The 18,851-nt window shown below is 70.1% G+C and carries 15 protein-coding genes and 1 pseudogene; 10 read left to right on the forward strand and 6 right to left on the reverse strand.

Annotation, left to right across the window (positions count from 1 at the left end; all coding sequences use genetic code 11):
• Positions 1-77: 77 nt before the first annotated feature.
• The 4 genes and pseudogenes from AC3EO7_RS06570 to AC3EO7_RS06585 form a co-directional block, all read left to right on the forward strand.
• Positions 78-284: pseudogene (locus AC3EO7_RS06570) on the forward strand (SLAC1 family transporter); the annotation flags it as partial.
• Positions 285-306: 22 nt separating this feature from the next.
• Positions 307-1,722, forward strand: coding sequence for an SLAC1 family transporter (locus AC3EO7_RS06575; protein ID WP_488186258.1), 1,416 nt, complete (start codon positions 307-309; stop codon positions 1,720-1,722).
• Between the two features lie 62 nt (positions 1,723-1,784).
• Positions 1,785-2,576: a M50 family metallopeptidase gene (locus AC3EO7_RS06580; protein WP_431969746.1), complete on the forward strand. Its 792-nt coding sequence runs from the start codon at positions 1,785-1,787 to the stop codon at positions 2,574-2,576.
• 221 nt (positions 2,577-2,797) lie between these two features.
• Positions 2,798-3,175: a hypothetical protein gene (locus tag AC3EO7_RS06585; protein WP_431969745.1), complete on the forward strand. Its 378-nt coding sequence runs from the start codon at positions 2,798-2,800 to the stop codon at positions 3,173-3,175.
• A 58-nt stretch (positions 3,176-3,233) separates the two neighbouring features.
• Here AC3EO7_RS06585 and AC3EO7_RS06590 read toward each other — a convergent pair whose 3' ends face one another.
• Positions 3,234-3,719 carry a gluconokinase gene (locus AC3EO7_RS06590; RefSeq protein WP_435590821.1) on the reverse strand — a complete coding sequence of 162 codons (486 nt, stop codon included), beginning with the start codon at positions 3,717-3,719 and terminating at the stop codon, positions 3,234-3,236.
• A 151-nt stretch (positions 3,720-3,870) separates the two neighbouring features.
• Between AC3EO7_RS06590 and AC3EO7_RS06595 the strand changes: the two genes are divergently transcribed.
• The 4 genes from AC3EO7_RS06595 to AC3EO7_RS06610 all read left to right on the forward strand — a co-directional run bounded on the left by AC3EO7_RS06595 (position 3,871) and on the right by AC3EO7_RS06610 (position 9,242).
• The gene (locus tag AC3EO7_RS06595) at positions 3,871-4,791 is read left to right on the forward strand and encodes an LLM class F420-dependent oxidoreductase (RefSeq protein ID WP_431969744.1); all 921 of its coding nucleotides are present in this window, start codon (positions 3,871-3,873) and stop codon (positions 4,789-4,791) included.
• A 79-nt stretch (positions 4,792-4,870) separates the two neighbouring features.
• Positions 4,871-6,829 (forward strand): serine/threonine-protein kinase, encoded by a 1,959-nt coding sequence (locus tag AC3EO7_RS06600; protein ID WP_435590702.1) that lies wholly within the window; start codon positions 4,871-4,873, stop codon positions 6,827-6,829.
• Between the two features lie 210 nt (positions 6,830-7,039).
• The gene (locus AC3EO7_RS06605; RefSeq protein WP_431969742.1) at positions 7,040-7,966 is read left to right on the forward strand and encodes a DUF5995 family protein; all 927 of its coding nucleotides are present in this window, start codon (positions 7,040-7,042) and stop codon (positions 7,964-7,966) included.
• A gap of 163 nt (positions 7,967-8,129) precedes the next feature.
• Positions 8,130-9,242: a PQQ-dependent sugar dehydrogenase gene (locus tag AC3EO7_RS06610; RefSeq protein WP_435590703.1), complete on the forward strand. Its 1,113-nt coding sequence runs from the start codon at positions 8,130-8,132 to the stop codon at positions 9,240-9,242.
• A gap of 10 nt (positions 9,243-9,252) precedes the next feature.
• Here AC3EO7_RS06610 and hutU read toward each other — a convergent pair whose 3' ends face one another.
• Positions 9,253-10,914 carry a urocanate hydratase gene (hutU, locus tag AC3EO7_RS06615; protein ID WP_435590704.1) on the reverse strand — a complete coding sequence of 554 codons (1,662 nt, stop codon included), beginning with the start codon at positions 10,912-10,914 and terminating at the stop codon, positions 9,253-9,255.
• Positions 10,911-12,482: a histidine ammonia-lyase gene (gene hutH, locus AC3EO7_RS06620; RefSeq protein ID WP_431969739.1), complete on the reverse strand. Its 1,572-nt coding sequence runs from the start codon at positions 12,480-12,482 to the stop codon at positions 10,911-10,913. Before hutH ends, hutU begins: the two co-directional genes overlap by 4 nt.
• Before the next feature lie 130 nt (positions 12,483-12,612).
• Between hutH and AC3EO7_RS06625 the strand changes: the two genes are divergently transcribed.
• Complete coding sequence (locus tag AC3EO7_RS06625; RefSeq protein WP_431969738.1) at positions 12,613-12,999, forward strand: hypothetical protein; 387 nt, start codon at positions 12,613-12,615, stop codon at positions 12,997-12,999.
• Complete coding sequence (locus tag AC3EO7_RS06630) at positions 12,986-15,514, forward strand: caspase, EACC1-associated type (RefSeq protein WP_431969737.1); 2,529 nt, start codon at positions 12,986-12,988, stop codon at positions 15,512-15,514. Before AC3EO7_RS06625 ends, AC3EO7_RS06630 begins: the two co-directional genes overlap by 14 nt.
• On the opposite strand, the gene AC3EO7_RS06635 is transcribed toward AC3EO7_RS06630, so the two are convergent.
• The 3 genes from AC3EO7_RS06635 to AC3EO7_RS06645 all read right to left on the reverse strand — a co-directional run bounded on the left by AC3EO7_RS06635 (position 15,515) and on the right by AC3EO7_RS06645 (position 18,796).
• A complete protein-coding gene (locus AC3EO7_RS06635) occupies positions 15,515-16,240 on the reverse strand; it encodes a ferritin-like domain-containing protein (protein ID WP_435590705.1) in 726 nt (241 codons plus the stop codon).
• A 72-nt stretch (positions 16,241-16,312) separates the two neighbouring features.
• Positions 16,313-17,101 (reverse strand): SAM-dependent methyltransferase, encoded by a 789-nt coding sequence (locus tag AC3EO7_RS06640; protein ID WP_431969735.1) that lies wholly within the window; start codon positions 17,099-17,101, stop codon positions 16,313-16,315.
• Positions 17,102-17,248: 147 nt separating this feature from the next.
• A complete protein-coding gene (locus AC3EO7_RS06645) occupies positions 17,249-18,796 on the reverse strand; it encodes a phytoene desaturase family protein (RefSeq protein WP_435590706.1) in 1,548 nt (515 codons plus the stop codon).
• Positions 18,797-18,851: the final 55 nt, after the last annotated feature.

The following is an 18,851-nucleotide window of genomic DNA, read 5'->3' on the forward strand; positions in this document are numbered from 1 at the left end:
ATCTGCGCAGCCGCCTCGCCGAGCCGATAGCCGTCGAGTTGCTTGACCCCCGATCGCTTTCCGGTTGTGATAGCCGGGTGGCACAGCGATGGTGGCAGGAGTTGCCCCCGGCGGCGGGCGCGTTCGTGATGGCCACCGGCATCGTGTCGGTCGGGCTGCATCTCACCGGATTCGCAGTGCTGTCGTGGATCTGGCTGGTCCTCGCGGCCGCGGTGTGGGTGCTGCTCGCGATCGACTTCGTCACCCGCTTCGTGCGCGACCGGCCCCGCTGGACCTCCGAGGCCGACACACCGCGTCGCGCAAAACATCCTCCGCGTGACCACACTGATCGTGTTGGGGCTCAACCTGTTCGGTTATGCGGTGCTGCTCCTGGCCGAGGCCGTCCGGCCGCGGCCGCGTTACGACATCCGGCGCTGGGCCACCGTCTTCCCACTCGGTATGACCGCGGTCGCCGCGTTCTCCACCGGCGTCGCGATCGACGTGGCGGGTCTGCGGCTGCTCGGCAGGCTGCTGCTGGTGGTCGCGGTCGGCGCCTGGCCGCTCACCTCGGTCGCATTGCTCACCGACCGAACCACTTTCGCGCGGAACCGCGCGCTGAGCGGTATCCGCGCGTCGAGCGCTCCGTGCCGCTGCGCGGGCGCGCGGCCGCCGGGCGGTAGCGTCGGCGACATGAGCAGCCTGGAGGTGGCCATCGTCGGATACGGCCTGGCGGGCGCGGTGTTCCACGCGCCGCTGATTGCCGCGGAACCGCGAATGCGGGTGGCGGCGGTGGTCACCGGGTCGGCGGAGCGTGCCGAGCAGGCCCGCCGCGCGCACGACGGGGTGCGGGTGTTCCCGGACGCCGACGCGCTGTTCGCCGACCTCCGCGGCATCGGCCTCGTGGTCGTGGCAACGCCCAATCGAACCCACGCGCCGCTGGCGGCGCGGGCGTTGGCCGCCGGGATTCCGACGGTGGTGGACAAGCCGTTCGCGGTCACCGTCGCCGAGGCCGAGGAGCTGGTGGCGCGGGCCGAGCGGGCGGGCGTCGTGCTGTCGGTCTTCCAGAACCGGCGCTGGGACGGCGATTTCCGGACGATCCGCGCACTGGTCGAGGACGGCAGGCTCGGCGCGGTGCGGCGCTTCGAGTCCCGGTTCGAGCGGTGGCGTCCGGTGTCCAAGGGCGGATGGCGGGAGGTCGGCAGCGTCGCCGAGGGCGCCGGACTGCTCTTCGATCTCGGCAGCCACCTGGTGGATCAGGCGCTCACCCTGTTCGGTCCGGCTCGTTCGGTGTACGGCGAGCTGGACCGCCGCCGCCCCGGCGTCCAGACCGACGACGACGTCTTCCTCGCGCTGACCCACGCGAGCGGTGTCCGCTCGCACTTGTGGATGAGCGCGGTGACGCCCCAGCTCGGCCCGCGCTTCCGTGTGCTCGGCGCGGATGCCGGTTACGTCGGCTACGGCCTCGACCCGCAGGAAGAGGCGCTCCGTGCGGGCCGTGACCCGCGTGCGGACGAGTGGGGTGCTGTCGAATCCGAACGCTGGGGACTGCTCGGCGCCGAACCGGACCTGTCGCCGTATCCGACGCTGGCGGGCGACTATCCCGCCTTCTACGCCGAGATGGCCGCCACGATCCTCGACGGCGGACCCGTGCCGGTGGATCCACGCGACGCCGTCGCGGCGCTGCGGGTGCTCGAGGCCGCGCGGCGCTCGTCCGCCTCCGGGACGCCCGTACCACTCACCTGACCGGACGCCCGCGGGGATTCGCCCCCGGTGCGATTCCCGCGCGCGACCGATAGGGTGCGGCGGTGAACACCGCCGAACTGGTCGACCGCGGCGCCTCCATCGCGGATCGGCTCACCACCACGCAGACCCCACCGCCCTGGCAGCTGGTCGTCGTCACCGGGGTGGCGGCACTGGTGCTGATCGGCTACAGCCCGCTGTGGCGCATCACCCGCAATGTCGTCACCATCGCGCACGAGGGCGGCCACGCGTTCACCGCGCTGCTCACCGGTCGCAGGCTCAACAGCATCACGCTGCATTCGGACACCTCGGGGCTGACCGTCTCCAGCGGAAAACCCTACGGACCAGGCATGATTTTCACCGCCATGGCGGGCTACCCCGCGCCGCCGCTGCTCGGCCTGGGCTTCGCGGCCCTGCTCGGCGCCGACCGCATCACGCTGATGCTCTGGACGTCCATCGCGCTGCTCGCCGCCGTGCTGATCAAGGTCCGCAACATCTACGGCCTGTGCACGGTGTTCGCGCTAGGCGCCACGGTGTTCGCGGTGTCCTGGTTCGGAACGGACACGGCGCAGGCCGCTTTCGCCTACCTCGCCGCGTGGTTCCTGCTGCTGGCCGGGCTGCGCCCCGTCATCGAGATGCAACGCGGGCGGGTGCACCGCTGGCGCCAGCCCGGCAATGTCGACTCCGACGCCGATCAACTGGCTCGCCTGACCCACATACCCGCGCTGCTGTGGGTCCTCTTCTTCGGGGCGATCGCGCTGGCCGCGCTGCTGGTGGGCGGCGGACTGATGCTGTCGGATGCGACGGGGATCTGTCTGCCGGTGGTCTCCGGCGAATGCCCGCAATCCATCTCGTAGCAGATTGCCTGCGGCGCTACGACAGACGGAGGCGATTCGATCTTCTTCGTCCTGACCAGGGGGGAAGGCTGCCGGTCGTCATGGCTGCCGGTTCCGGCGATCGGCGATGCGTATGAGGGCCCCTCGAGTTTCGGGTAGCGCACTACCCTAGGCGCACCACCCGCGCCGGTCGACCATGGTGTGACCTTCCAAATCAGCTCCGACACCAGGTGGTGGCAACCATGCTCTTCTACAACAACTCGAGCCGGAAGGCCGCGTCAGGCGAGCTCGATGGCAACGGAAACTTCGTCAACCTCGCCGACATGTCCGGATTCAGCGACTGGACCCACATCGTGTCCGTGGATGGACGGTTGTTCTTCTACAACCGTCCGAGCCGGACGGCGGCCTCGGGCGTACTCGATGGCAACGGAAACTTCGTCAACCTCGCCGACATGTCCGGATTCAGCGACTGGACCCACGTCGTGCCCGTGGATGGACGGCTGTTCTTCTACAACCGCGCGAGCCGGACGGCCGCCTCGGGCCAACTGAACGGCAACGGAAAATTCGTCAACCTCGCCGACATGTCCGGATTCGGCGACTGGACCCACATCGTCGGGTGAACACTGCGCGCACTCCCGTCACTGCTGCCGGATAGCCGCCCGCGTGGGCCTTCCGGGCTCAGGAGGGGCGGGCGCTGTTCAGGACCGCGATCGTCTCGCGGACCAGGTCCGCGGGCGCACGGGTGGCGTCGACGGCGATGCCGCGTTCGTCGGCCGCGAGCGGTTCCAGAGTTGCGAGCTGGGAGTCGAGCAGGCTCGCGGGCATGAAATGTTCGCGGCGCGTGGACATCCGGCTGGCCAGCTCTTCGCGGGAGGCCGTCAGGTGCAGGAACAGCACATCGGGCGCGGCCGCCCGCAGCCGATCCCGATAGTCGCGCTTCAGTGCCGAACAGCTGACAACGCCGCCCCCGACCGCCCGTTCGGCCAGCCAGGCGGCGATGCTGTCCAGCCACGGGACGCGGTCGGCATCGGTGAGCGGTTCACCCGCTCGCATCTTGGCCACGTTGGCCCGCGGGTGGAAGTCGTCGCCCTCGGCGAACGGGACGCCCAAGGCGTGCGCGAGCCTGCCGCCGATGGTCGACTTGCCCGCCCCGGAGACGCCCATGACGACGACGCGCGGAACGGGGGCTGCGGTCACGGGGTCCTCCTCGAAGACGGGCGTGCGCCGATGTGATCGCAGCCGACCCTAGTGGCATCGGCCACTCCCCGGGGCGCACGGCGCGAATCACCGAGATCCCTCGGGCACGATGGACTTCATGAAACTGCGTATCTTCACCGAGCCGCAGCAAGGCGCGGACTACGACACCCTGCTGACCATGGCGAAAGCGGCCGAGGACTTGGAGTTCGACGCGTTCTTCCGCTCCGACCACTACCTCGCCATGGGCGGCTCCGACGGTCTGCCCGGACCCACCGACGCCTGGATCACCCTCGCCGGTCTGGCCAGGGAGACCCGCCGGATCCGGCTGGGCACGCTGGTCACCGCCGCGACGTTCCGGCTGCCCGGCCCGCTCGCGATTCAAGTCGCGCAGGTCGATCGAATGTCGGGCGGCCGCGTCGAGTTCGGCCTTGGCACCGGCTGGTTCGCCGAAGAGCACGCCGCGTACGGCATCCCGTTCCCTTCGGACAAGTTCGCGCGCTTCGAGGAACAGCTCGCGATCGTCACCGGGCTGTGGGCGACCAAGCCCGGCGACACCTTCAGCTTCGACGGCAAGCACTATCGGCTGACCGACTCCCCCGCGCTGCCCAAGCCGGTGCAGGACCCGGTGCCGGTGCTGATCGGCGGCCACGGAGCCACCCGCACACCGCGGCTGGCCGCGCAGTACGCGAACGAGTTCAACATGCCCTTCGCCTCGCTGGAGGACAGCGCCCGCCAGTTCGAGCGGGTCCGCGCCGCGGCCGAGTCGTACGGGCGCCGCGCCGACGATCTGGTGTACTCCAACGCCCTGGTCGCCTGCGTCGGCAGCAACGACGCCGAGGTCGCCCGTCGCGCCGCCGCCATCGGCCGTGAGGTCGACGAGCTGAAGACCAACGGTCTCGCAGGCACGCCGGACGAGGTGGCCGACAAGATCGGCCGCTACGCCGAGATCGGCGCGGGCCGCATCTACCTGCAGATCCTGGACCTCGACGACCTCGCACACCTGGAACTCATCGCGGACAAGGTCAAGTCTCAGCTCTGACACCGCGCGGCGCGGCTGCCCCTCGAACCGGGGTCGTCGCGCCGCTCGGTGTGACCGGGTCCGGGTCGGTAGCCTTTCGATGTTCGATCATTCGAAGGGAACCGACTGCGCGATGCAACCGCTCGGCACGAACGATCCGCGACGGATCGGCGACTACCGGCTTCTCGGCGTCCTCGGGGCAGGCGGAATGGGGCGGGTCTATCTCGGGCGCAACGCGGGCGGTCGCACCGTCGCGGTGAAGGTGATCCGCCCGGATCTGGTGGGCGGCGACGAATTCCGAACCAGGTTCCGGCGCGAGGTGGTGGCGGCGCGGCGGGTCGGCGGGCGCTTCACCGCCCCGGTGCTCGACGCCGACGTGGACGCCGATCCGCCCTGGCTGGCGACCGGTTATGTGGCGGGGTTCGCGCTGTCGGAGGCGGTGGAGCGGTTCGGCACCTTCGCGGAGCCCACGCTTCTGGTGCTGGCCCGAGGCTTGGCCGAGGCGCTGGTCGCGGTGCACGAGGCCGGGGTGGTGCACCGCGATCTCAAACCGTCCAACGTGCTGCTCGCCGTGGACGGACCCAAGGTGATCGATTTCGGCATCGCGCGCGCCGTCGAGGACACCGCGCTGACCACCACCGGAAAGGTCATCGGCTCACCGGGTTTCATGTGTCCGGAGCAGGTGACCGGCGGGACGGTCGGTCCGGCGAGCGATGTGTTCGCCCTCGGCGGCGTGCTGGCCTTCGCGGCCGCGGGACACGGCCCGTTCGGGGTCGGCGAGACGATGCACATGCTGTGGCGCATCGTGTACGAGGACCCGCGCCTGGACGCCGTGCCGGATCGGCTGCGGCCCCTCGTCGCGTCCTGCCTCGCCAAGGATCCCGCCGCCCGGCCGACGCCGCGCGGGCTGCTCGACGACCTGGCCGCGCTCGGGGTGCCCGAGCGCGCGGGGTGGCTGCCGCCGCCGGTGCTGGAGGAGGTGAGCATGCGCGCGGTGCGGTTGCTCGACCTGGATTCCGGGCCGGTGGACCTACCGGCCGACCTGAGTGGATCTCCCGGCCCGGCCGCGCCTGCGCACAGTGGGCCGGATCTCGGTCGGCCGACGAACGCCGGTGCGACCCCGCCGCAGGATCGGACCGGCCAGCGGAGCGAGCCGTGGGCCGCGTATCCGCCTGCGCAGCACGGACCGGCCTCTCGTATCGACGTCGATGCGACGAGTTCGCCTCGCCAGCAGTCGGTTCCGCCCACAGGAGCCGATGCGGCCGCGTCCGCGCAGTGGCGGCACACGGAAACACCTGCGAGCCGATCACGCTGGCCGCAGAGTGCGGGTAGCGACGCCGCGCCGCGACCCCATCCGGCGGCGCCCGCGACTCCCCCGCAGTGGCAGCTCGGGGCATCGTCCCCGAGCCGAACACCATGGCAGCAAGCGGAATCGGGGCCGAACACGCAGTGGCGGCCCGAGCGGCAAGGGCCTGCCGAAGCGCGGAATGCCGCCCCGGAAGCCCAGTATGCGGGCACAACCACCGCGCGGGGTCTTCGCCGCGGACCGCTGCTGGCTGGACTGCTGATCGCCTGCGTGGTGGTCGCGATCGGCGCGTTCGTCATCGGCACCCAGCTGCGCGGGTCCGGCGGCGATACCGGGGGAAGCGCGGCCTCCGCGTCGGCCGCTCCGGTCACCGGCGCTCCCGGTACCGACACGGGCACGGCCGTGACGAGGGTGCCGAAGGCTTTCGTCGGCACTTGGCGCGGCACCGCCGCGGACGGCCTGGTCACCTTCGACATCGAATTGACCGTCAAGGACGGCGAAGTCGGCCAAGAGGTGGCCACCTCGGCCAACACCGGCAAGCTGTCCCAGCAGCGCTGCGCGCGGATCGAACGGCTCACCGCCGCCACCGAGAACCAGCTCACCTTCGTCGCCCGGCTCAGCGCCGACAGCCCCACCGACTGCACCGACGGGGGCGCCACCTCGACGGTGCGGCTGCAACCGGACGGGTCGCTGTCCTACAGCACGCCGGGCGTCTTCGGCGGCACCATCGCGGGCACGCTGCGCCGCGGCTGACGCCGATACCGGCCGCGGCGGGTCGAGTCGGTTAGGCTTGGCCCGCGCGCCGACACGCCTCCCGATCCCAACGTACCGCAGCGATTACCCACGGGCACGCGATCTTTCGACGAGTACCCACGGGGCACGCGCCCCGAGCCGCCTCGAGACAATCCCTCTTCCAGACAACCCCTCTTCGAGACAACCCCTCTTCGAGACAACGGAGCACCGATGAATTCGGCAGGCACGCGTGTCCCGCACCTGAACAGTCCCGCGCACGTCGCACGAGTTCTGGCGATCACCTTCGCGCTGCTCGTCGTGCTGGCGGGCGTGAGCGCACCGCCCACACGCGCCGCCGACCTCGACACCGCCTGCGGCACACCGCTGTCCGCCGCCGAGGTGGACACCATCGTCGAACTCTCCGACACGACCACGCTGACCGGCACCGCCATGCAACGGCTCGAACAGGGCGTCGCCAACCACCGCCGGATCGTCGAGATCCTCGCCGAGCACCGAGACCGGCGCGGCGTATTCGCGATCGGACTCGACGCCATCGAACAGGCGGCGGTGATGCCGCTCCAGCGCAGCGAGGCCGTCTTCGACGACCCGGACTGGTCACACCGGATCAGCCTCGACCTGCTGTCCCGCTTCCTGCGCAACCTGCACGCCGAATTCACCGGCGGCGCAACCGAACCCCACTGGGCGCACTACTTCACCCTGACGAAACAGTGCCTGCTGTCCCCCGCCCGGGTGGCGATGGCGGGCTACAACGCACACCTCACCATCGATCTCTCGCTCTCGGTGGCGGCGCTGCGCGGCACCCCCGCGAACGGACCCGACTACTTCAGGATCGTCGACGCCATCGCCATCGAGGGCTTTCGCATCGTCGACGTCACCGAGGCGGTCTACGGCGGTGACCTCGGCCCGCTCTGGCGCTTCTATTTCGTCGGCGAGGGCCTCGACGCCGTGCTCGGCGCGGGCGTCGCGACCGGTCCCCTGCTCCGTCTGGCCGACGCGGGCGCCAACGTCGTGATCTTCGGCAACGGCCTCGCCCTTCAGGATCCCGCGCTGGCCCCGGCCGTCCGCGCCGAAATGGACCTCCTCTGGCGCAGCGCCGACGCCGCCTTCGAAGTCCTCGCCGCGCTCGGCGGCCTGTGACTACTCGGGGTTTCTCCCCGTCCTGGCACAGGGCATGATCGAGAAGAGTGGGTTCCGGTACGGCGGGATCCGGGCTCGGGGTGCACGCTCACGAGCGGGCGCGGGCTCGGTTCGGTCGTCGAACTCGAGGACCGCGCCGGTCGAATGAACAGGGAGCGCAATCATGGGATCTGTGCGAGTGAAGGGTAGGGCAACGGCCTGTGCCGCCTTGCTCGCTCTCGCCATGGTCGCCGCCTGCGGCGCGGAGCGCACCGAGACCGAGGAGACGACGGCGCCGGTCGTGACGAGCACCGTCGCGAGCAGTCCGTCGGGCATGCCCGACCTCGCGGCGCCCGAGGAAGTGGCGCAGGGGATCGATGTGCCGTGGGGTCTGGCGTTCCTGCCCGAGGGCACGGCGCTGGTCGCCGAGCGCGACACCGGGAAGATCCTGCGCGTGGCGCCCGGACGGCCGCCGGAAGCGGTGTACGACGTACCCGGGGTCGTCGCAGGCGGCGAGGGCGGCCTGCTCGGTCTCGCGGTGCCGCCCGGGTACGCCGAAAACGGCTACGTGTACGCCTATTTCACCGCGAGTACGGACAACCGGATCGTTCGGTTCCGGCTCGACGGACCGCCGGAGGTCGTCTTCGAGGGAATCGCCAAGGCGGGCAACCACAATGGCGGACGGATCGCGTTCGGGCCCGACGGCATGCTCTACGTCGGCACCGGCGATGCGGCACGCAGCGCTTTGTCCCAGGATCCGGCCTCGCCCAACGGCAAGATCTTGCGTCTGACACCGGACGGCAGGCCCGCGCCGGGCAATCCGACTCCGGACTCGCCGGTCTACAGCCTGGGCCACCGGAACGTGCAGGGTCTCGCGTGGGATCAGGCGGGACAGTTGTTCGCCGCCGAGTTCGGTCAGAATCGCCTCGACGAGATCAATCTCGTGGAACCGAACCGCAACTACGGCTGGCCCGCCGTGGAAGGCGGTGGCGGCGCGGGCCGCGGTTACGTGGATCCCGTCGTCACCTGGACCACGGCCGAGGCGTCGCCATCGGGCATCGCCATCGCGGGCGACACCCTCTACGTCGCGGCGCTGCGCGGTGAAAGGCTGTGGACCGTGCCGCTGATGAACGGTTCTGCGGGTACGCCGCGAGCGATGTTCGAGGAGCGCTACGGCCGCCTGCGCACCGTGGAAGTGGCGCCGGACGGAGCGCTGTGGGTCACCACCTCGAACACCGACGGCCGCGGCGACGTACGCCAAGGCGACGATCGCATCCTCCGGTTCCCCGCGCGCTGACGCCCGACGATCAGCCGTTGTCCCGCAACGGAATCGGCAGTCCCTCCGCCTCCGCGACAGACCTGGCCGGCTCGTATCCGGCGTCCACGTGCCGCAGCACGCCCATCGCCGGATCGTTGGTGAGCACGCGTTCGAGCTTCTGCCCGGCCAGCTCGGTGCCGTCGGCCACGCACACCTGCCCGGCGTGTATCGACCGCCCGATGCCGACGCCGCCGCCGTGGTGGATGGACACCCAGCTCGCCCCGGACGCGGTGTTCACCAGGGCGTTCAGCAGCGGCCAGTCCGCGATGGCGTCGGAACCGTCTGCCATCGCCTCGGTTTCGCGGTAGGGCGAGGCGACGCTGCCGGAATCGAGGTGGTCGCGGCCGATCACGACGGGCGCACGCAGCTCGCCGCTCGCGACCATCTCGTTGAACCGCAACCCGGCCAGGTGCCGCTCGCCGTAGCCGAGCCAGCAGATCCGCGCAGGCAGCCCTTGGAATGCCACGCGCTGCCCGGCCAGAGCGATCCACCGGCGCAGGGATTCGTTGTACGGGAACAGGTCCAGGATGGCGCGATCGGTCGCGGCGATATCGGCGGGATCTCCCGACAGCGCCGCCCAGCGGAACGGTCCCTTGCCCGCGCAGAACAGCGGCCGGATGTAGGCGGGCACGAAACCCGGATAGTCGAAGGCCCTGTCGCATCCGCCGAGGCGGGCCTCACCGCGCAGCGAGTTGCCGTAATCGAAGACTTCCGCGCCGCGGTCGAGGAAGCGCAGCATGCCGTCGACGTGTTCGGCCATGGATTCCCTGGCGCGCTCGGTGAATTCGTCGGGTTTGCGTGCCGCGTAGTCGGACCAGTCGGCCAGATCGACACCGCGAGGCAGGTAGGACAGCGGATCGTGCGCCGAGGTCTGGTCGGTGACGATGTCGGCGGGCAGGTCCGCCGCGGCCAGTCGCGGCAGCAGCTCCGCCGCGTTGCCGATCAGGCCGACCGACAACGCCTTTCGCTCGGCACACGCCGCGGTGACCCGGCGAATCGCGTCGTCGACGTCGTCGGCGATCTCGTCCAGGTAGCCGTCGTGCAGCCGCCGCCGCGCCCGCGCGGGATCGCATTCGACGATCAGCGCCGCGCCGCCGTTCATGGTCACCGCCAGCGGTTGCGCACCGCCCATCCCGCCGAGGCCGGCGCTGAGCGTCAGCGTGCCCGCGAGGGTGCCGCCGAATCGCTTGTCCGCGATGGCGGCGAAGGTCTCGTAGGTGCCCTGCAAGATGCCCTGGGTGCCGATGTAGATCCAGGAGCCCGCGGTCATCTGCCCGTACATGGTGAGCCCGAGCGCCTCCAGCCTGCGGAACTCCGGCCAGGTCGCCCAGTCCCCCACCAGGTTCGAGTTCGCGATCAGCACCCGCGGCGCCCACTCGTGCGTCCGCAGCACACCGACCGGTTTTCCGGATTGCACGAGCAGCGTCTCGTCCGCCGCGAGCGTGGTCAGCGTGCGGCTGATCGCGTCGAAACTGGCCCAATCCCTGGCCGCCTTGCCGGTGCCGCCGTAGACCACCAGGTCGTGCGGGCGTTCGGCGACCTCGGGGTCGAGATTGTTGTGCAGCATGCGCAGCGCGGCCTCGGTCTGCCAGGTGCGGGCCGTCAGTCGGGTGCCGCGCGCCGCCCGCACGGTCGGATGCTCTGTGGTCATGGCTGCCTCCGTTCGCCGGGTGCCGAGTCCGCGGCCAGGTGAGGTTCGACCGCGTGGAGCAACGCGCCGTCGCGGATCAGGTCCGCGGCGGCGGCGATCTCGGGAGCCAGGTGCCGATCCGGGCCCGGCCCCTCGACCCTGGTGCGCAACAGCGCGACCGCGGCGGCGGTGGCGGGCGCCGGTCGCAGCGGGGCGCGCAGTTCGAGCGCGCGGGCGGCGGTGAGGTACTCCACCGCGAGCACGGTGGTGAGCCCGTCCACCGCGGTGCGGAGTTTCCGTGCGGCCGACCAGCCCATGGACACGTGGTCCTCCTGCATGGCGCTGCTCGGAATGGAATCCACCGAGGCGGGGACCGCGATCCGCTTCAGTTCGCCGACCAGGGCGGCCTGGGTGTACTGGGCGATCATGTGCCCGGAATCGACGCCGGGATCCGCGGCCAGGAACGGCGGAAGTCCGTGCGAGCGAGCGACATCCAGCATGCGGTCGGTGCGGCGTTCGGCCATGCTCGCGGCATCGGCGACCGGGATGGCCAGGAAGTCGAGCACGTAGGCCAGGGGCGCGCCGTGGAAGTTGCCGTTGGATTCCAGGCGTCCGTCGCCCAGTACCACCGGATTGTCGATGGCGGCGGCCAACTCTCGATCGGCCACCGTCTCCGCGTGGGCGACGGTGTCGCGGGCCGCGCCGTGCACCTGTGGCGCGCACCGCAGCGAATAGGCGTCCTGCACCCGATGACAATCCCGATGGCTGGCCACGATCTGGGAACCGGTCAGCGCGGCCCGCATCCGCGCCGCCGCCAGCGCCTGGCCCGGGTGGGGCCGCAGGGCTTGCAGATCGGCGGCGAAGACGCGATCGGTGCCGAGCAGCGCTTCGACGCTCATGGCGGCAGTCACGTCGGCGACATCGAGCAGCCGGTGCAGGTCGGCGAGCGCGAGCACCAGCATGCCCAGCATGCCGTCGGTGCCGTTGGTGAGGGCGAGCCCCTCCTTCTCCGCCAGCACGACCGGAGTGATTCCGCTGGCGCGCAGGGCTTCTGCCGCTTCGGTCGCCCGTCCCTCGGCATCGGTCACGGTGCCTTCGCCCATGAGCGCGAGCCCGACCGCGGCCAGCGGCGCGAGGTCGCCGGAGCAGCCGAGCGAGCCGAACTCGGGCACCTCGGGGGTGATGCCCGCGTTGAGCATGGCGGCCAGCGCGTGCGCGGTCACCGGCTGGGCTCCGGTATATCCCGAGGCGAGGGTGCGCAGCCGCAGGACCATTTGCGCGCGCACCACCTCCCGCTCGACGGCGGGGCCCGCGCCCGCGGCATGGGAGCGGATCAATGACCGTTGCAGCGCGGCACGGCGCTGCGGCGGAATGGGTCGGATCGCCAGCGCACCGAATCCGGTGGAGACGCCGTAGGTCGGCGTCGGCGCCTCGGCCAAGGCGTCGACGTGCCCGCGGGCGGCGATCAGCCGCTGCTCGGCGGCGGCGCTCAACCGAACCTGAACACCGTCGCGCGCGACAGCGACGACCTGTGCCCTGGTCAGCGGCCCATCGATGATCACGGCCGACTGCGACGCGATATCCGGCATGGTTCCATTCTGCGCCGAGCACGGCCACGGACCCGGCATCGCCGCGTTCGAACCGGTATCCGCCGCGGCCGGCCCCGCGAGGACCTATATTGAGGGTCCGAAGCAGCGACGACATACCCGGGGGATCTCGATGCGCGAACAGATCGAATTCCGTCTCGTCGAAGACGGCGACGACCCGGAACTGCTCAGCAACGACAGCAGCCTGCTGCTCGCCGAACTACACGAACTCGGCCTCGAGGATCTCGATCGCCCGGTGATCGGCACCGCCCCGGCGGGCACGCGCGCGGGCGACGTGACGACCGTCGCCTCCATCGTGGCCATCGTGTCCTCGCCCGCCGTGTTGCAGATGGCCACCGAGGTCGCCAAGAGCTGGCTGGTGCGCCGCCAACGCGGCTCGATCCGCATCAGGCTCGGCGAGGACGAACTCGAAATCAGCAGCGTCGCAAAGGATGAGGAACGCGCGCTCGTCGAGCGGTTCCTCGCCGGGCGGCGAGCGGACGGCGATGGTCAACCGTAGTCTGATCATCGCCAACCAGCACTACGACGATCCGGCCTATCCCGAACTGCCCGGGGCCGCGCGCGACGCGGCGGAACTCCAAGCGGTCCTCTCCGACCCGGATATCGCCGGATTCGACGTGCAGGTGTTGCGCGACGGGACGGCCGCGCAGTGCCGGAAGGCGATCGAGACCTTCTTCCGGAGTGCGAGTGGCGACGACCTTCTGCTGCTGCACATCTCGTGCCACGGCCAGAAGGACCTGCACAATCGCCTCTATCTGGTCGGCACCGATACCGAGAAAGCCTATGTCGCCTCGACGGGCATCGACTCGACCTTCATCAGCGACCAGATCGAGGGCAGCCGCTCCAGCAAGACCGTCCTGATGCTCGACTGTTGCTACAGCGGCGCGTTCTCCCGCGGCTTGCGCACCCGGTCGGCCGCCGAGTCGGTCGACGTGCGCGAGCCGTTCTCCGGCCGCGGCCGCGTGGTCATCACCGCGTCGACCGCGCTGCAGTTCAGCCACGAGTCCCAGGCGACGAGCCGCGCCACGGCGGAACCCTCGGTGTTCACCAGCGCGGTTGTGCACGGATTGCGTTCCGGCGCCGCCGATCTCGACGGCGACGGCTGGATCAGCATCGACGACCTGTACGGCTACGTGCACGAGACCGTGCGCCGTCGCGCACCGAACCAGACTCCGACGCGCAGCGTCGCGAGCGTTCAGGGCGCGCTGTATCTCGCCCGCAATGTCGCCGCCCGGCCGCAGCACGTGCCGGGCGACATTCGGGACGCGCTGCGCAGCAAGCTGCCGTGGCAGCGGATAGGCGCGCTGCACGAGCTGGAGAACCTGCTCGGCAGCTGGCGGCCCGAGGTTCGAGACGCCGCGCGAGCGGATTTGACCGCGCTGGTGGCGGATCCTGATCCGGCGGTGGCGAAACTCGCCCAGCAGCTGTGGTTTTCGCGCGGACTCGGGGAATTGCCCGTCGGCGACGAGCGCGGGGTGTCGCGGCTGCCGGGCGCTGATCGTCCGCGGACCAGGCACGCGGTGGGCATCGACTTCGGCACGACCAACTCCGCCATCGCGGTGTTCACCGACGACGACGTCCGGGTCGTGCTCAGCGCGATCGGTGACCGGACGATGCCGAGCGTGGCCGCCGTGACCGAGAACGGAAACTGGGTCGTCGGGGAAGAAGCACGGCGGCGGGCGACGATCAATCCGGCGAGCACGTTCTCCCGGGTCAAACTGGCGCTCGGCACCGAGAAGCGCTTTCGCGCGTTCGGCCGCACCTACACCCCCGTCGGCGTCGCGGCGACGATACTGGCCGAATTACGTTCGGCCGCAGAAAGATTTCTCGGAGCCATGGTGCGGGACGTGGTGATCACGATCCCGGCGCATTTCGATCTGATCCAACGGGAGGCCACCGTCGAGGCCGCCGCCCTCGCCGGACTGAACGTGTTGCGTCTACTGAACGAACCGACCGCGGCGGCACTGGCCTACGGCGCGAATACGGAAACCGACCAAACGATCATGGTGTTCGACCTGGGCGGGGGGACGCTGGATGTTTCCGTCCTCGAGATCGGCGACGGCGTGGTCGAGGTACTCGCCACCGGCGGCGACAACCGGCTCGGCGGCGTGGACTGGGACGATCGGCTCCTCGAACATGCCGCCGGACGTTTTCGCAGGCAACACGGCATCGACCTGTCGACGGACCAGAGGGCGACGGCGCGGCTCCGCGAAGCGGCCGAGCGCGCCAAGATCGAGCTGTCCTCCCGGATCTCCACGGAGATCGTGCTTCCCACGATCTGCGTCGGCCCGGACGGACCGCTGGACCTGGAACTGCCCATCACCAGGGCGGAATTCGAAGAGCTGACGCGGGACCTGATCGACCGGTGCAGGACGCTGATCCAGCGCGCGGTAACCGAGGCGTACCTCACGACAGCCCAGCTGCAACAGATCGCGCTCGTCGGCGGCGCCACCCGGATGCCTGCGATCGTCGACCTGGTCAAGGACATCACCGGTCGGCAGCCGCGCAGAGAGGTGATTCCCGACGGTGTCGTGCTGGGCGCGACGCTCCAAGCGGGCGTGATACTCGGACACTTCAAGGACACGCTGTTGCTCGACGTCAGCGCGGCAACTGTCGGCGTCGCGGATGTCAACGGGCGCATCGTGCCGATCATCGAGCGCAACACCACGGCGCCCACCAAGAGATCTCTGAACTTCACGACCGTCGCCGACGACCAACGGCACGTCCAGGTGCAGCTGTTCGAAGGGGAGAGCAGGCTCGCGTCACGGAATCGGAAGATCGGGGTGCTGGAGCTGGGGGGGTTGGCGCCCCAGCCGCGTGGCGCCGCCGATATCGAGGTGACCGTCGATATCGACTCGAACAGGCTCGTGCACATGCAAGTAACGGATCTCGAGTCGGGACGGTCCGTACAAATGAGTGTCACCCTGAAGTCGGCCCGCGCCCACGAAGCGACCCGAGTGAATCCCGCGCACGCGATCGTCGAGAAGCCCACGAACGGATCCGAGAGCCAGTGATCACCGCCGACCGTGGATCGCGGTCGGCGCGATCGTCGCGAAGAGGCCCAACGATGCGCGGACGAATTCCTTTCGGGAGCAGCCGAGTTGGCGCAGCGCGCGGCCGTGGTCGTGCGCGACGACGAGGGTGGCGCCGGTGAGCAGGATCCACCAGAAGGCGCGGGCGGCGAGGCGGGCAGGCAGTCGAACGCCCGCGAAGGCCGCGTGGAGTCGCTGGGTGTGGAAGGGGACGTGCCTGCGTTCGTCGTCGAGGATGAGGGCGGCGACGCTGGTGGTGAGCGGGTCGCTCGTACCGTCGCGCAGCGCCCGGTAGTACTGGAGGGCAACGATTTCGGCGACCATCAGCACCATCAGTTCCAGGCGCAACCCCAGCGCTCGGCGCAATCGGATGAAGACGGCGTCGGTCCAGTGGTTCGCGATGGTCGGCTGCCCTGCCGCGTGCAGCAGCCGCTCGAGCAGGCGGGCGTGATTGCGTTCCTCGTCGACGAACAATCGGACCGCCGCCGTGTACACGGGGTCCCCCGCGCGTTCGGCTTTGGCGATGAGGTCGGCGCCGTCGCCGCTCTCGCCGACCTGGAACCGCTGCACGCTGCGCGTGATGGCCGGATGCAGCCGGGCGCCGCGACTCCAATCCGGATCGCCCGCCGCCGCCCTCGCGCGCGCCTTCGCCTCGAATTCCCGTGTCCAGCGAAGGAATTCGTTCGACTCGAGCTGCTCGATCACCATGCGAGCCACCCTAGGAGCATGCTGCGCCCATACCGGGGTGACTCGGTGGAGATTTCGTGAAGATGCCCACGGTCAGGGTTTCCGGCCGACGCCGCCCCACGCCGAGACGTCGCGCACGCCTCCGGCGGCCTCGTCGGTACGCCAATGGTTGATCGGCACCACACCGGGCTCGACCAGCTCCAGTCCCTCGAAGAGGCCGGTGATCTCGGCGGAGCTGCGCGGGTTGTACGGATCCCCACCGGTTTTGGCGTAGTTCTCGCACATCCGCACGTACGCCCTGTCGTCGGTGGCGCCGTCGTTGAGGACGAGGTAGCTGCCCGAGGGCACACCGTCCATCATGGCGCTCACCACGCGCCGCACCTCGTCGTAGCTGCGCGCGTGCCCCAGCACGCCGATGAACATGATCGCGATCGGCTTGCTGAAGTTCAGCACGTTGCGCGCGTCGGCGAGAATCACCTCGGGCCGATGGAAATCCGCCTCCAGATAGGTGGTCACACCCTCGTCGGTGGTGTTGACCAGCAGCGCTCTGGCATGGGCGAGGACGAGCGGATCGTTGTCCACGTAGACGATCCTGGAGTCGGGCGCGGCCGACTGCGCCACCTCGTGGGTGTTCTGCATGGTGGGCAGTCCGGTGCCGATGTCGAGGAACTGGCGAATTCCCGCTTCGGCGGCCAGATATCGCACCGCCCTGATCAGAAACTGCCGCGACTGGACCGCCATCGTCTTGATCTCGGGATACACCGCCACACCGGCTTCGCCCGCCATCCGATCGGCCTCGTAGTAGTCGCGGCCACCCAGCCAGTAGTTCCAGACTCGCGCCGAATGCGGGATGTCGGTACGGACGGAGCGCTTGTCTGCCATGGTGGCTCCTGGACGAAATTCGAGCGAGGTCGCGGTGACTGTACAGCCGATCGCGTTGCGGTATCCGAAAGTTCGCTGATGTCGTCCACCGGGTGGGCATGGCGGACAGATCGGTGCGGATCGCTGAATGATGTCCGGCGGGCGGGTTCACGATTCGAGCACGGCCCGCGCGGCATTGTGGCCGGGGATGCCGCTCACGCCGCCGCCGCGCACCGCGCCCGAACCGCAGAGGAAGACATTGCGCACTTCGGTGGCGACGCCCCAGCGCACGGCGGGATCGGTCGCGCTGCCGTCCTCGCGGTAGGGAAAAGCGAGATCGCGGTGGAAGATATGGCCTCCGGGCAGCCCGACCTCGCGCTCCAGATCGAGCGGAGACTTCACCTCCAGGCAGGGCGCGCCGTCGGCATCCTCGGCGAGGCATTCGGCGATGGGCTCGGCCAGCACCCGATCCAGTTGCGCGAGCACGCCTTTCACCGCAGCCGTCCGGGACGCGTCGGGGTTGTCACGGAAAAGTCTTGCGGGAGTGTGCAAACCGAAGAGCGTGAGGGTGTGCATGCCGCGAGCCGCGGCGTCGTCGGACAGGATCGAGGGATCGGTCAGGGTGTGGCAGTAGATCTCGGACGGGGGCGCCGCGGGAATCCGTCCCGCCTCCGCTTCCCGATAGGACCGCTCCAGCTCGGCATACGATTCGGCGATGTGGAAGGTTCCGGCGAACGCCTCGGCGGGATCCGTCGCGGTGTCGAGCAGGCGCGGCAGGCGCCGCAGCACCATATTCACTTTCAGTTGGGAGCCTTCGGGTTTCGGCTCTTCCGGCCCGCCCAGCAGTCGCGTCAGCTCGTGCGGCGCGGCGTTCACCAGGACGTGCCGCGCGCCGACGGCGCCGCCCTCGTAGCGCACCTGCGCCGCGACGCCGTCGCTGTCGACACCGGTCACCGCGCATCCGGTGATCAGTTCCGCCCCCGCCGCGCGGGCCGCGTCCGCCAGCGCGTCGGTCAGCGCGCCCATGCCGCCCACCGGCACGTCCCAGTCGCCCGTGCCGCCGCCGATCACGTGGTAGAGGAAGCAGCGGTTCTGCCGCAGCGTGGGATCGTGCGCGTGGGTGAAGGTGCCGATCAGCGCGTCGGTGAACACCACACCGCGAACGGTGTCGTCGGCGAAGGTCTGCTCGATCGTCTCCCCCAGCGGCCGCTCGAACACCGCGTCCCACAGCTCGTCGTCCGCGACGGTCCGGCGCAATTCCGTCCGCGTCGGCAGTGGTTCGGTCAGGGTGGGGAATACACGCCGCGCCATCGCGCCGGTGCGCGCGTAGAACCGCTGCCACGCCTCGAAGTCCCGCTCCGAACCGGTCAGCCGTTGGAAGCTCGCCCTGGTGCGCGCCTCGGATCCGGTGTCGACGAGCAGCCCGGCGTCGCCGACCGGGGTATAGGAGGAGATCCGCCTGCGGCGGGTCAGGAACCGCAGACCCAGATCACGCACGATGCTCGCAGGCAACAGGCTCACCAGGTACGAATACCGGGACACTCGCGCGTCGACACCGGGGAACGGGCGTTCCGACACGGCCGCGCCGCCCGTGTGCGACTGCCGTTCGAGCAGCAGCACCGACCGACCGGCCCGCGTCAGGTACGCGGCGGCGACCAAGCCGTTGTGGCCGCCGCCGACCACAACGACGTCATAGGAGGAGCGCGTCGGCGTCATCCGTCCTCGATACCACGGCCGCGCCCCGACCCGGCGCGCCGACGCGCCGCCGGGC

The organism is Nocardia sp. bgisy118 (assembly GCF_057708605.1).